At 56.9% G+C, this 13,579-nt stretch carries 14 protein-coding genes; 10 read left to right on the top strand and 4 right to left on the bottom strand.

Annotation, left to right across the window (positions count from 1 at the left end; translation table 11 throughout):
• Positions 1-13 precede the first annotated feature (13 nt).
• Both C0U40_RS11845 and C0U40_RS11840 read left to right on the top strand, forming a co-directional pair.
• On the top strand, positions 14-631 hold the full coding sequence (locus C0U40_RS11845; RefSeq protein ID WP_101655998.1) for a TRAP transporter small permease: 618 nt from the start codon (positions 14-16) through the stop codon (positions 629-631).
• 27 nt (positions 632-658) lie between these two features.
• Positions 659-1,981 (top strand): TRAP transporter large permease, encoded by a 1,323-nt coding sequence (locus C0U40_RS11840; RefSeq protein ID WP_101656128.1) that lies wholly within the window; start codon positions 659-661, stop codon positions 1,979-1,981.
• Between the two features lie 18 nt (positions 1,982-1,999).
• On the opposite strand, the gene C0U40_RS11835 is transcribed toward C0U40_RS11840, so the two are convergent.
• Entirely contained in the window at positions 2,000-3,250 is a 1,251-nt protein-coding gene (locus C0U40_RS11835) for an Hsp70 family protein (protein ID WP_101655997.1), read from the bottom strand.
• Between the two features lie 194 nt (positions 3,251-3,444).
• Between C0U40_RS11835 and C0U40_RS11830 the strand changes: the two genes are divergently transcribed.
• Entirely contained in the window at positions 3,445-4,260 is an 816-nt protein-coding gene (locus C0U40_RS11830) for a MauE/DoxX family redox-associated membrane protein (RefSeq protein ID WP_101655996.1), read from the top strand.
• Between the two features lie 17 nt (positions 4,261-4,277).
• Positions 4,278-4,664, top strand: coding sequence for a GFA family protein (locus C0U40_RS11825; protein ID WP_101655995.1), 387 nt, complete (start codon positions 4,278-4,280; stop codon positions 4,662-4,664).
• A 12-nt stretch (positions 4,665-4,676) separates the two neighbouring features.
• On the opposite strand, the gene pcaQ is transcribed toward C0U40_RS11825, so the two are convergent.
• Entirely contained in the window at positions 4,677-5,567 is an 891-nt protein-coding gene (gene pcaQ, locus C0U40_RS11820; protein WP_286134933.1) for a pca operon transcription factor PcaQ, read from the bottom strand.
• Between the two features lie 113 nt (positions 5,568-5,680).
• On the opposite strand from pcaQ, the gene pobA reads away from it, so the two are divergent.
• The 5 genes from pobA to C0U40_RS11795 are packed head-to-tail and all read left to right on the top strand — an operon-like array spanning position 5,681 to position 9,440.
• The gene (pobA, locus tag C0U40_RS11815) at positions 5,681-6,850 is read left to right on the top strand and encodes a 4-hydroxybenzoate 3-monooxygenase (protein WP_101655993.1); all 1,170 of its coding nucleotides are present in this window, start codon (positions 5,681-5,683) and stop codon (positions 6,848-6,850) included.
• A gap of 10 nt (positions 6,851-6,860) precedes the next feature.
• Positions 6,861-7,241 (top strand): 4-carboxymuconolactone decarboxylase, encoded by a 381-nt coding sequence (pcaC, locus tag C0U40_RS11810; protein WP_101655992.1) that lies wholly within the window; start codon positions 6,861-6,863, stop codon positions 7,239-7,241.
• On the top strand, positions 7,238-7,975 hold the full coding sequence (gene pcaH / locus C0U40_RS11805) for a protocatechuate 3,4-dioxygenase subunit beta (protein WP_101655991.1): 738 nt from the start codon (positions 7,238-7,240) through the stop codon (positions 7,973-7,975). The genes pcaC and pcaH overlap by 4 nt, the downstream gene beginning before the upstream one ends.
• 2 nt (positions 7,976-7,977) lie before the next feature.
• A complete protein-coding gene (gene pcaG, locus C0U40_RS11800; protein WP_101655990.1) occupies positions 7,978-8,592 on the top strand; it encodes a protocatechuate 3,4-dioxygenase subunit alpha in 615 nt (204 codons plus the stop codon).
• Positions 8,593-8,600: 8 nt separating this feature from the next.
• Entirely contained in the window at positions 8,601-9,440 is an 840-nt protein-coding gene (locus tag C0U40_RS11795) for a 3-keto-5-aminohexanoate cleavage protein (RefSeq protein WP_101655989.1), read from the top strand.
• Between the two features lie 38 nt (positions 9,441-9,478).
• Here C0U40_RS11795 and C0U40_RS11790 read toward each other — a convergent pair whose 3' ends face one another.
• On the bottom strand, positions 9,479-10,795 hold the full coding sequence (locus tag C0U40_RS11790) for a glutamine synthetase family protein (protein WP_101655988.1): 1,317 nt from the start codon (positions 10,793-10,795) through the stop codon (positions 9,479-9,481).
• Positions 10,782-11,636: a MurR/RpiR family transcriptional regulator gene (locus C0U40_RS11785; protein WP_101655987.1), complete on the bottom strand. Its 855-nt coding sequence runs from the start codon at positions 11,634-11,636 to the stop codon at positions 10,782-10,784. Before C0U40_RS11785 ends, C0U40_RS11790 begins: the two co-directional genes overlap by 14 nt.
• A 147-nt stretch (positions 11,637-11,783) precedes the next feature.
• Between C0U40_RS11785 and C0U40_RS11780 the strand changes: the two genes are divergently transcribed.
• Positions 11,784-13,565, top strand: coding sequence for a branched-chain amino acid ABC transporter ATP-binding protein/permease (locus C0U40_RS11780; protein WP_101656127.1), 1,782 nt, complete (start codon positions 11,784-11,786; stop codon positions 13,563-13,565).
• Positions 13,566-13,579 lie beyond the last annotated feature (14 nt).

Genomic DNA, 13,579 nt, shown 5'->3' with positions numbered 1-13,579 from the left:
AGCGGATATCCCCATGACATTTTATGAACGTACCGAACGCGGCATGACACGGCTTGCGGCTGGACTGGCGCTGCTTGGCGGCTTGGGCCTGATTTTTGCGACGCTTGTGACCTGCACAAGTATCCTGCTCAAACTCGGAGGGCGGGTTTTTGGCAACACGACAGAGTCTCTCTCATGGTTGCGGCCCATTCTCGGGGAAGAGGAGCTGGTGACATACGGCGTAGGATTTGCCCTTTTCGCTGCTCTGCCTTGGGTGATGATCCAGCGGGGTCATATCAAGATTGATCTGTTCGAGCCGGTTTTCGGTGAACGGTTCAACCGTGTGCTGGATCTGATCGGCGATGTAATCCTTGCAGCACTGGCCTATCTGATCCTGACCCGCCAGTGGTATATGCTGTTTTCCAAAGCGCGGGGTTCCAAGGAACCGCTCGGTAATCTTCTGTTGCAGGGCGATTTCGCAGCGGCGGCAGACCGGATGCGCACCAGTCAGGAATCCCAAATCCTCGGCCTGCCGCTCTGGCCTACCTATATCGTGGCCGAAATCTGCGTTGCCGTTTTCTTTGTGGTTGCGCTGTTTTGTGTCTGGCGGCGCGTGCGTGCGCTGCTCTCTCCCCATACTACGGAAGTCTGATTTATGCTGGACCTGATTTCAAATTCCCTGACGCCGTTCCAGATCGGCATGTTCAGTTTTCCGGTGCTTCTTGTACTGATCGGATTTCGCATTCCGCTGGCTGCGGCCATGTTTATAGTCGGGCTTGTCGGCACCTATCTGGTGGCGGGTAACATGCGGATGATGGATAGCCAGCTCAAGACGTTTGCCTACGGCACGCTGACGAATTATTCGCTGTCAATCATCCCGCTGTTCCTGCTGATGAGCGAATTCGCGACGCGGGGCGGCATGTCTTCATCGCTGTTCAAAGCGGCCGAAGCATGGCTTGGCCATCGTCGCGGCGGCTTGGCCATGGCTGCGATCGGGGCATCTGCCGGTTTCGGCGCGGTCTGCGGATCATCTCTTGCCACCGCGTCCAGCATGGGGCGCGTTGCCCTGCCGGAACTAGATCGTGCTGGTTATAGCGGTGCCCTGTCCACGGGTGCACTGGCCGCGGGTGGCACATTGGGCATTCTGATCCCGCCCTCTGTGGTTCTGGTGGTCTATGCCATTCTGGCAGAAGAAAACATCGAGAAACTGTTCACCGCCGCACTGATCCCGGGCATTCTTGCCATGCTTGGCTATATGCTGACGGTAGCAATTTATACCCGCATGGTGCCGGGCAGTGGCAACAGCCTGCCACGGATGCCCTATGGAGACCGGTTCCGCGCACTTGTCGCGGTTTGGCCAGTGGTGGTGATCTTCACACTGGTGATCGGCGGTATTTACACAGGCGCTTTCTCTCCGACTGCGGCGGCTGCGGTCGGCGTTGCAGGCACTGCGATCGTTGCCATGTCGAAACGGGCGCTGAACTGGGCTGCTGTGAAAGACGCCCTTTTATCCACGGCAAAAACTTCCGGTATGATCTTTTTCATTATTCTTGCCGCAGGGGTTTTCAATTCCTTCCTGTCATCCGCACAAGTGCCCCAAACTCTTGCGGCGGTCTTTCTTGAGGCGAGCCTCAGTCCATGGCTTATTCTGATCGGGATGCTCGTGCTCTACGTGGTTCTGGGAACGGTGATGGATTCTCTGGCGATGATCTTTTTGACGGTGCCAATTTTCGTACCAATCATTACGCAACTGGATTTTGGCATTCCGCCCGCCGAAGTCGGTATCTGGTTTGGTATTCTGGTGCTGATGTCTGCCGAAATCGGCCTGATCACCCCGCCGGTGGGTATGAATCTGTTTGTGATCAATGCGATGGCGAAAAACATCAGCATTCGGGAAACCTATCGCGGCTCACTTCCTTTCGTGGCGTCCGATATTGTCCGGATTGCCATTCTGGTGGCCTTCCCCTCGATCACAATGGTTCTGGTGCGCTGGTTCTACTAGGTTGGATGCGCAGGCAGGTTAAGCCCTGCCTGCCGCCAGCGCCAGCCCGTCTGTTACCGCTGTGAAGACTTCGGAAAAGCTGTGTGTCGCTTCCGGAAACTCGGCCTTCATGGCGCGGGCGACCACAGACATCAGGCTCGACCCGCCGACATAAATCACCTTGTCAACCTGCGCATATCTCAGTCCCGCCCGTTTCACCGTGTCCTGCGCCGCGACCCGCAATGCAGTGTCATAGGGAGAGAGTAGCTCTGACAGGGCGATTCCCGACAATGGCGCCTTCAGCCCGTGTGAAATCCCGTCCAGCGGGATCGCCGCATCAACCAGCCCTTTGTTCGCGCGGATTTTGCCCTGTTCTACCCCGAAGGCGATCTCGTGGCCAAGTTCGTCTTCCAGTACCTCTGCAAGGCGTTCCAGTTTTTCCGCCTCTTCCGCCTGCCGCACCATATCAGCAACCATTTTGCGGTTCTGCGCGGTGTAAAGAAATGGGATTTTCTCCCATGTAGCCAGATCGTTGTAGATCGCATTGGGCGCCGGCTTTGTGCCTGATCCCATCACGTCGCGCAGCAGGCTGCCCCTGCCAAGCAAAGGCATCACTTGTGCAAAGCTGATGTCATGGTCAAAATCGGTGCCCCCGATCCGTATTCCATGATTGGCAAGGATTTCAACCTCGCCGTCCCGCGCGCGAAATACCGAGAAATCCGAAGTACCGCCGCCGATGTCCACAATCAATCCGATCTCGCGCGACTGATCCAGCGCACCGCTAGCTATAGCGGCGGCTTCCGGTTCGGCCATAAAGCTGACCTCTGTAAAACCGGCGGCGAGATAACAGGCACGCAAGTCTGCTTCGGCCTGATCCTCGCGGGGATCGTCGCTGCCGTGAAACACCACGGGCCGCCCCGACAGGGCCTTGTCAAAATGCAGGCCGGATTCAGCTTCGGCGCGGGCTTTGATCTCTGCCAGAAACCGCCCGATGATGTCGACGAAGCTGATACGCTCGTTGAACAATTGGCGTTTTTCGTGCATCAGACTGGTGCCAAGCACCCGCTTGAGAGCACGCATGAAGCGTCCTTCTGCCCCCGCCAGAAGCGCCTGATTGGCAGGCTCCCCAATCAGGGTTTCACGGTTTTCAAAGTCAAAGAAAAAGGTGGTCGGCAATGTGGTTTCACCACCGTCCATCGTAATCAACTGGGGTTTGCCATCGCGAAAATACCCTGCGGCAGAGTTCGAAGTACCGAAATCTATCCCGAGTGTGTGGCTGTTCTGGACCATTGCGAAGGCTCCTGTTTTGAGACGGAAGCGGGGGTCTAGGGAGGTTGGCGGCACAAGTCAAGCAGCGCCGAGGTGTCAGGGACAACCGGCCCGCTATTGAAAAGACCTAACCGCGATCTACCGTTATCGGGACAGTAAAAACCCGTGGGACCGACGCAGATCTTTGCGCGGCTCCGTATGTTCCGGAGGCATTGATGACACAGGCCAAAGCAATCGACACACCGCAAACTGCCGCGAGCAAATCAACAGGCGAGGCTAAGACCGCCGCGCTCTATCGTATGGCAATGCCGGGGCATTTGTGTCCGTTCGGACTGAAGTCCAAGTCGCTGCTGAAGCGCAAAGGGTATAAGGTTGAGGATACGAAGCTGACCACGCGAGAAGAGGTAGACGCATTTAAAGAGGCCCACGGGGTCGAGACAACGCCGATCACTTACATCGACGGAGAGCAGGTGGGCGGGTACTCTGATTTGAAGGAGTTTTTCGGCTACAAGGTTCTGGGCGAAGATGACACGACCTATCAGCCGGTTATCGCGATTTTTGCCTCTACCGCACTGATGGCTCTTGCAATTGTGCTAAACCTCTACGAAGGCTTTCCGGTCCTTACCCTGTTTAAGTGGTTTTTCGCCACTTCAATGGTGGCGCTGGCGATCCAGAAGCTTCAGGATATTGAGGGATTTGTTAACGGCTTCCTCGGTTACGACCTGCTCGCCCGCCGCTACGTGCCCTACGGGTATGCCTATCCGTTTCTGGAACTTTATGCAGGGATCGGGATGATGGCCCTCATCGGACGGGACAGCTTTCTGATCTGGCTTGTGGCACCTGTGGCGCTGTTTATCGGTTTTATTGGCGCGGTGAGTGTCATTAAAGCAGTGTACATCGACCGGCGTGAATTGACCTGTGCCTGCGTTGGGGGCGGCTCCAATGTGCCGCTCGGGCTGATTTCGCTTTCAGAAAACTTGATAATGGTTGGCATGGGGTTGTGGATGCTGCTGCCGCAGATCTACAGCTAAACCGGAAAGGACGCGATATGCTATCAGACCAAGCCGAAGGTGGATGCCTTTGCGGCGAAATCCGGTTCATCGCTAAAGGTGCACCGCTGCGCGTGGGGGTATGCCATTGTCTATCCTGCCGCAAACACCACGGGGCAGTTTTTCACGCATCCGCAATTTTTGCGGATACCGCAATAGAAGTGCAGGGCGACTATAAAGCGTTCGAGGGTCGGGCTTTCTGTCCGACTTGTGGATCCTCTGTATTTTCGCGAAGCGCCAATGAAATCGAAGTGCATCTTGGCGCACTTGACGCCCCGAACCGGTTTAAACCCACCTACGAGCTATGGTGCGTGCGGCGGGAAAACTGGCTGCCAGAATTCGCGGCTACAAAAACCTATGAACACGATCGCACTGGCAGTACCTGAGAAGCACGTGGTTCAACTGTCCTGCAACGCAGAAACCAATGCCTGTCGGAACAGTCGTATCGCAGGGGTTGGATCTTCTTCGCTGCGCGCCATGATCCCGACTGGTCCTGCCATAGCCTGCGTATCAAGTGGAAGCGTGATCATTTGGCCTGCTGCAATGTCCCTCGCCACAACGCCCTGACTGATAATCCAGATGGCCTGCGCCGGGCCGAGCGTCATGGACCGGCCAAAAGAGCTCGACACGGTTTCCAGCCGGTTCGGCCAGTCCGTGATGCCCTGCGAAATCAGGTAGCGGTCTACCAACGGGCGGATTGCGGCGTCATTTGGCGGATAAAGGATGAGACATTCATTCAAAGCCTCCAGCCGCGTTTCCTGTGCAAGGGGATGTCCGGCTGCAGCGGCAAAAACCACCTGTTCTGCATATAATTGGGTAAAGGAAAGCCCGGTCATGGTTTCGGGCTGCCCCATTCGTCCCAGCACAAGATCGAGCGCTCCGGAACGCAACCGTTCCAGCAGGGTGCGAATGCCGCCGTCCTCAACCGTGACAGGGGTGGCGGGCGACAGTTCGCCAAATTGCAGGATCACATCGGGCAGCAGATCTGCAGCGACACTGGGCAGTGTGCCTATCCGCAGCGGAGTGGCGCGTCCTGCGGACAATGCATCAAGGCTTGCCAATCCGTGGTTTAGCGCAGCCAACCCCTGTTCCGCAAACTGCCGGAACACCGCGCCCTCACGGGTCAGGCGGATGCCGCCGCGATCCCGATGCAGCAACGTCACCCCCAGTATCTCTTCAAGATCCCGCAGGGTTTTGGAAATTGCCGGTTGGGTCAGCATGATCTGTTCGGAAGCAGCCTTCAAACTGCCCCGCCGCACGGTCTCTACAAAGGCAGAGAGATGCCGCATCTTGATTTGTCGTAGACGGTTACTTTCCATTATCGCAACTAAATCACCTGTTTTATCATTTTTTATAGCTAGAAAAGTGTAGTAACAAGGATTGAATTTTCTGGGAGGCGGGTGTGAAGACACAAGTTGCAATCATTGGTGGTGGTCCTTCGGGTCTTTTGTTGTCTCAACTGCTGGACAAACACGGCATCGACAGCATCGTGCTGGAGCGCAAAACCAAAGACTATGTTCTGGGCCGTATCCGTGCCGGTGTTCTGGAACAGGGGCTGGTCGGGCTGATGGAACAGGCCGGTTGCGCCGAACGGATGCACGCCGAAGGCTATCCCCATGACGGCACGCTGGTATCCTACGGGGATGAGATTTTCCGCATCGATTTTGCCGAACTGACCGGAAAACCCGTTATGGTCTATGGCCAGACCGAAGTGACCCGCGATCTTTACGCCGCGCGGGAAAAGGCCGGTGGCAAGATTGAATTCGAGGTAGAGGATGTGGTGATCAACGACGCCAACTCCGATGCGCCTTATGTCACCTACACCGTCGCGGGAGAGAGCCGCCGGATTGATTGCGATTTCGTTGCAGGCTGTGACGGGTTCCACGGTGTCAGCCGCCAGTCCATCCCGCTTGATGTGCGCAGGGAATATGAAAAGGTCTATCCTTTCGGCTGGCTCGGCATCCTGAGCGAGACACCCCCTGTTAACCATGAACTGATCTATTCCAATTCCGAACGGGGTTTCGCGCTGTGTTCCATGCGCAATGAAAACCTCAGCCGGTATTACATCCAGTGTTCACTTAGCGACAGTCCAAAGGACTGGACGGACGAGGCGTTCTGGATGGAGCTCAAACGCCGCCTTCCCAAAGAGACCGCCGATGCGTTGGTGACAGGGCCATCCATCGAAAAATCCATCGCGCCGCTACGATCTTTCGTGACCGAACCGATGCGCTGGGGGCGGTTGTTCCTGTGTGGCGATGCCGCCCATATCGTGCCGCCTACGGGGGCGAAGGGGCTGAATACGGCAGCGTCCGATGTGAACTATCTGTTCAACGGATTGCGGGACTATTACGAAAACGGCTCGGAAGAAGGCATCGACGCCTACTCTGAAAAAGCCCTGAAACGGGTGTGGAAGGCGGAACGGTTCTCTTGGTGGTTCTCTTCGCTGATGCACCGCTATCCGGACCAGTCCGGTTTCGATTTGAAGATGCAGATCGCCGATCTGGAGTTCTTGCGCTCCAATAACGCGGCGCAACAAGCGATGGCCGAAAATTATGTTGGCCTGCCCTATTAAGGAGACTTTTATGACCACGCGTTTTGACACAGGTATGGCCGTGCGCCGTGAAGTTTTGGGTGCGGCTCATGTGGATCGCGCCGAAGCGGGTAAGAGTGCTTTTGACGAACCGTTCCAGAGCCTGATTACTGAAGGGGCTTGGGGCACGCTTTGGGCGGATGAGACGATCTCGCGGCGGGATCGTTCCCTGCTGACGCTTTCGCTGCTGGCAGCGATGGGGAATTTCGAAGAAATCCCGATGCACATCCGTGCCACCCAGAACACCGGCGCAAAACCGGAAGAGGTGATGCAGGCCTTCATGCACGTCGCGGTTTATGCAGGGGTGCCAAAAGCAAACCATGCGATTAAGCTGGCTAAAGAGACCTATAAGGAATTGGGGATAGACCTATGAGCCCGATCAAACCCACTGGCGGTTTTATCCCGCGGGACCGGAACTGGCAGCCCGATGCGCTGACGCCCCCTTATAAAACCAGCATCAAACGCAGTCCGCAGGCGGCGTTGCTGTCCTTTCCCACAACCCTGTCCGAAGAAACCTCTCCGGTGTTCGGGCATAACATTCTGGGCGAGCTTGATAACGATCTGATCCTGAACTACGCCAAACCGGGTGAATCTGCCATTGGTCCGCGGATCATTGTGCACGGTCGCGTGCTCGATGAAAACGGGCGCGGCGTACCAAATGCGCTGGTGGAGTTCTGGCAGGCCAATGCAGGCGGTCGGTATCGCCACAAGAAAGAGGCCTATCAGGCCGCACTTGACCCGAACTTTGGCGGCTGCGGGCGCACGATCACGGCAGAAGACGGCTCTTACGAGTTTCGCACAATCCAGCCCGGCCCTTATCCCTGGCCCAACGGTATGAACGACTGGCGCCCCGCCCACATCCATTTTTCCGTGTTCGGTCACGGGTTTGCCCAGCGTCTGATCACCCAGATGTATTTTGAAGGCGACCCGCATATCAAACTCTGCCCGATTGTCGGGGTTCTGAAAAGTCAGGAAGCGGTGGATGCGCTGACGGCGCTGCTGGACATGAACCGCACCGTGCCGATGGACAGCCGCGCCTATAAGTTTGACATGGTGCTGCGCGGACGGCGGCAGACCTATTTTGAGAACCGCAAGGAGGGGCTGTAACCATGACCCAACGGCTCGACTACCTGAAAGAAAGCCCCAGCCAGACCGCCGGCCCTTATGTGCACATCGGTTGTACGCCGAATTTTACCGGCATTGAAATTTACGGGGGTGATCTTGGTACTTCGATGAAAACCGGTCCTGTGAAGGGAGAGGAGATCACCATCAAAGGCGTCGTCTATGACGGCACCGGCACACCGCTGCGGGATGCGATGGTCGAAATCTGGCAACCGGATGCGGCGGGGCTGTTCGCCTCTGCCAATGAAACCCGCGGGCAGGCCGATCCGAACTTCACCGGATGGGGACGCTCGCCCGGTGATATGAACACGGGCGAGTTCACTTTTGAAACCGTAAAGCCCGGCGCTGTGCCGTTTCCCGACGGTCGCATGCAGGCGCCCCATATCACCGTTTGGATCGTGGCGCGGGGCATAAACCTCGGTCTTCACACCCGTATCTATTTTGCGGATGAAGCCGACGCCAATGCCGCCGATCCGATCCTGACGCGGATCGAGCACCAGAACCGCATCCCGACGCTGCTGGCCGAAAAATCTGCCGACGGCAGCTATCGTTTTGACATTCATCTTCAAGGACCGAAAGAAACCATCTTTTTCGACATTTAAGAGGCATCATGGAAAACCCCTGCATCATCTGCGTCGCGATCACCGGCTCCCTGCCGACCAAGGCGAACAACCCGGCAGTCCCGATAACAGTGGCCGAACAGGTGGAATCCACGCAGGAAGCGTTTGAAGCAGGGGCAACCATCTGCCACGCCCATGTGCGCAACGACGACGAGACGCCCTCTGCCGATCCCGAGAAATTCGCGCGGTTGAAAGAGGGGTTGGAAAAACACTGTCCCGGCATGATTATCCAGTTTTCCACCGGAGGCCGGTCGGGGGCGGGCAAAACGCGGGGCGGTATGCTTTCGCTTGCGCCGGATATGGCATCGCTTTCCGTCGGATCAAACAATTTCCCGACACGTGTCTATGAAAATCCGCCGGAACTGGTGGACTGGCTGGCGTCCGAGATGCTGGAATACGGCGTGAAGCCTGAAGTGGAAGCTTTTGACCTTAGCCATATTCTGAAAGCGGCAGAGATGCACAAGAACGGCCAGATCAGGGATACCCCTTATGTCCAATTCGTGATGGGTGTGAAAAATGCCATGCCGGTGGATCGTGACGTTTTCGATTTCTATATCAAAACCGTTAAGCGCCTGTTTGGTGATGGCGCGGCGTGGTGTGCGGCAGGGATTGGTGCGCAGCAGATCGTGTTAAACGAGTGGTCGATTTCCAGCGGTGGCCATGCCCGCACAGGGCTGGAAGATAACGTGCGTCTTGACCGCGACACGCTTGCCCCGTCCAACGCTGCATTGGTACGCCGTGCGGCAGAGTTTTGTGAAAAATACGAACGTCCTGTCGCCACATGGCAACAGGCCCGCACGATTCTGGGGCTTGGGCGCAATACCGCATGATGCGGAAAATGCGGGGCCGGATCGCGGCCCCCTGATGTTTAGTAAACCGCCTCGTAGGCTGCGCAGCGTTGGGCTTCATCCATATCCTGAACGACGCTCAACTCCCCCCGTTTATGAGCGGTATAGACCGATGCAAACCGTTCAGGGAACCAGCCACAGACGGTTTCGTTGGTTTCAAACCGCTCCAGCGCTTCTTCGAGAGTTTGAGGCAGGCGGACATACCCCCGTTCAGCCAGTGCCTCGGGCGGCAGTTCGGACAGATCTTCCTGTGTCACAGGAGGGGCTGGCAGGTTTTCTTCGATCCCCTGACACCCTGCGTGGATTATTGCAGCCAGTGCCAGATGGGGCGAAGCCGCAGCATCTGCCGCGCGATATTCAAAGTTGTACTGACGGGCGATCTTTTCGGGATCATCCGATGTGACAGGGCAGATCCGGACGGAGGCTTCACGGTCGCGGAACCCCAGATTGTTGAAAGCCGCGCTCCAGCGGTGCGGGGTCAGTCGCAGGTAGGATACGGCGGAAGGGGCGGTCAGCGCGATAATACTGTCGAGGTATTTCAAGATCCCTGCCACGAATGAGGCCGATACTTTGGACATTCCAAATGGCCCGTCCGCATCCCAGGTTGCCGGTGCACCTTTCGCGTCGGTAAAGCTCATGTGAATGTGAACCCCGTTGCCAACGCCCGCGGTGTCGCGGATCGGGGTGAAGGTCACGGTTTCATCGTGATAGCGGGCGGCCATACGGGTGATTTCCCGCAGGATAACCGCCTCATCCGCGACACGCACGCCTTTGGCGGGGCCGTTTGTGACCTCATACTGGTTCTCGCCGTACTCTTTCATGAACGTATCGGTCTCTAGACCGCCCTGTTCCAAACCTTCCATCAGGGATTCCCCGAAGGCACGACGCTGTGAGAACCCGTTCAGCGTATATCCTTGCGGCCCGGCGGGGACTTCACCGCGAAACTGGAATTCGTGCTCAAAAGCGCCCACCAGTCCGACACCGCCAACCTGCTCCAGCCGTGCAAGGGCTGATTTCAGGATAGACCGCGTGCAACATTCCCAGGGATCGCCTTTCAGGTCGGTAATGTCGCCAAGGGCAAAGCGTTCTACAGGGGCTTTTTCGCCCAGGTTCAGTTCCACCAAACTATCAGCGTCAGGTTTCAGCAACAGATCGCCAAGTGCCCCGAACGGACCGTCTGCGATATGTTCGAAACAGGTGATCATCACATTGGTCGGGGTCCAACCCACACCCTTTTTCATCCGACTGTCCAGCTTTGACAGGGGAAAGGCCTTGCCCCGTGTAATGCCGGCAAGATCCGATGTGGCTGCAAAGACCAGCGGTTCAGTTGTTTTCATCATTCGCTCCAAATTCGATACGGTTGGCATCCCATGCCTCGATACGGTCTTTCGTTTTGTCCCAGTTTGATTCCGCCACGCGGGTCACAATCCCTTCCAGCAGCGCCATTGCGCCGGTGTAACAATCCCACAGCGTGCCGTTGTCGATTGGAACGGCCAGCACCTCGGTTGCATGGGTTGCAACAGGGGACATCCATTTGTCGGTCAGCAGGATAATCTGGGCATTGCGGTTGCGCTGTGCATTGGCAGCCAGCGGCGTCAGGCTTTTCTGGTAGCGCCGGAAATCCGCCACCAAAAGAATATCGCGCGGGCGCATCCGCAACAGGTATTCCGGCCAAACTTCGGGATCGGGGGGCAGGTGAAACACTTTGCCCCTGATTTGGCGCAGGTGACGGGAAAGATAGGACGCGAGAGTGTCGCTCATCCTTCCGCCGATCACATAGACGCTGCGTTTTGGATCGCTCAGCAGGGTGCAGACCCGTTCAAACTGGGCATCCGTCACCGCCTGCGCCGTTTCATCAACGATCCGTTGCGCCCGTTCCATAAAGCCCGTCAGATAAGCCCCTTCCACCGGCACGCTGGTCTTTTGCAGATCAACAGGGGACCGCTGGCCATCTTTCAGTTCGCTTATCAACTGGCGCTGGAATTCCTGATAGCCCGAAAAACCCAATTTGGACACAAAACGGGAAATCGACGGGGACGAGGTTTGCGTCTTTTGCGCCAGTTCCTGAATCGGCTGTAGCCCCGCAAAAGGATAGTCCACCAGCAGGCTTGCGCTCAGCCGCCTTTCGGTCGCGGTCAGTTCCGCAGACATATCTTCTATGCGGCTTTTTACATCCATGACGGTGTCCTTTTTAACAACGCTACCGGCAGAGCCTGTGGCGTCCCGGACAATAAAGCAAACTAAAAGTTTTGTGTCAAACGGAACAAAAATCTTGACTGTGAAAGTTTTCTGTCAATGCTGTCCTTACAAGAAACAGGACTTCTGATGACCACTTCACCTGCCAGACATCTTCTTGCATCCCTCTCCGGCATTGTCGTGCTGGCCCTTGCTGCCACCCTTGTGGCAACGGCGCTTGGCCCTGCGAGTGAACGCATTTTGACAGTGTTTTTCATATCGTTGATCGCAGTGGTCGGAATGGGAGTATATTCGGGCAACAGCGGAATCCTGAGCTTCGGGCATCTGTCGTTCATGGGCATCGGCGCTTATGTTTCGGGGCTGTTGACCCTGCCAGCGCAGATGAAAATGGCCACTCTCCCCAAGCTGCCGGACTGGCTGGCAGGGGCTGAGACCGGATTTTTCAGTGCGATCCTGATCGCGGTGGTTGTGACCTCTGTGCTGGCTTTGATTGTGGGGCTGGCGCTCAACCGGTTGGAAGGATCAGCAGCGACGATTGCGACGCTTGGCCTGCTGATCATTACCCATGGTGTCATCATCGGCTGGCGCGATGTAACCCGCGGTTCGCAATCCTTCTTCGGTGTCCCGCGAGAGACGACCCTTTGGGCGGCGGCGGTTTTTTGTATTCTGGCACTGATCGCCGCAAGGCTCTACCGCGATTCCGTTTCGGGGCTGCGGTTGCGGGCGGGGCGCGAAAACGCGATTGCTGCCGGAGCGGTCGGCGTGAACATCCGTAGGGAACGGCTGATCGCATGGGTGCTGAGCGCGGCGATTATGGCCTTGTCCGGTGCACTGATCGCCCATTTCCTCGGCGCTTTCAGCCCGAAAAAATTCTATTTCGCCGATACGTTTCTTTTGCTGGCGATGCTGATCGTGGGCGGTATGTCCACAGTGACCGGCGCCATCACAGGGGCTGTTACCATCACCTTGGTGACAGAGATCCTGCGCCGCTTTGAAGGCGGGTTCGATCTGGCCGGACTGGAAATGCCCGCCGTCTTTGGCACCACGCAAATAGGCATCGGCCTGATCATTCTCTTTGCCATGTTCCGCAAACCCGACGGGCTGGCCGGACTGAAAGAACTGGAAGAACGACTCTTCCCCGGACACCGCGTTGATCCGGCGCAAACAGTGACTGTCGGGGAAGTGAAACCTGTCGATCCGACCCCGTTGAAAGGGCAGAATCTGACCATGCGTTTTGGTGGTCTTGTCGCGGTCAGGGATGTGTCCATCACAGTCAACAGCGGAGAGATCCTCGGGCTGATCGGTCCGAACGGTTCGGGCAAGACGACCCTGTTGAATATGCTTTCCGGAGTACTCGCCCCGAGCGAAGGCACGGTCCAACGGGGTGATACGGATCTGACGCAGGCGAAACCCTATGAGGTGGCGAACCACGGGATTGCCCGTACCTTCCAGAACATCCGCTTGTTCGACACGCTGACTGTCTATCAGAATGTTCTGATTGCGGCGCTGTCCACCAACAAGGGCGAACGGGCGGCCGAGCGCTGCGAAACAGCTATTCAGGCCATGGGGATCAGCCAGTTTGCCGGCAGCGACGCCAACACCCTGTCGTACGGCGACCAGCGCCGAGTGGAGATCGCCCGCGCGCTGGCCTGTGAACCATCGCTTCTGTTTCTGGATGAACCGGCGGCAGGTATGAACCGCGAGGAAACCGATGATCTGATGGCGACATTGCAAAAGCTGACAGGGGAACTGGGGCTGGGTGTGCTGATCGTCGATCATGACCTAAAGCTGATCAACCAGCTTTGCGACAGGATCATCGTACTGAACGAGGGCGCCGAGATCGCGCAGGGCGTTCCTGAAGACATAAGAAAAAATCCGGCCGTTATAGAAGCCTATCTGGGTCATTCCTGACCCGCCCACACCAA

The sequence above is a fragment of the Neptunicoccus cionae genome (assembly GCF_002860325.1).
Lineage (GTDB): Bacteria > Pseudomonadota > Alphaproteobacteria > Rhodobacterales > Rhodobacteraceae > Amylibacter > Amylibacter lutimaris.
Note: the sequence above shows the minus strand (reverse complement) of the source record. Positions and strands in the feature narration are given on the sequence as shown.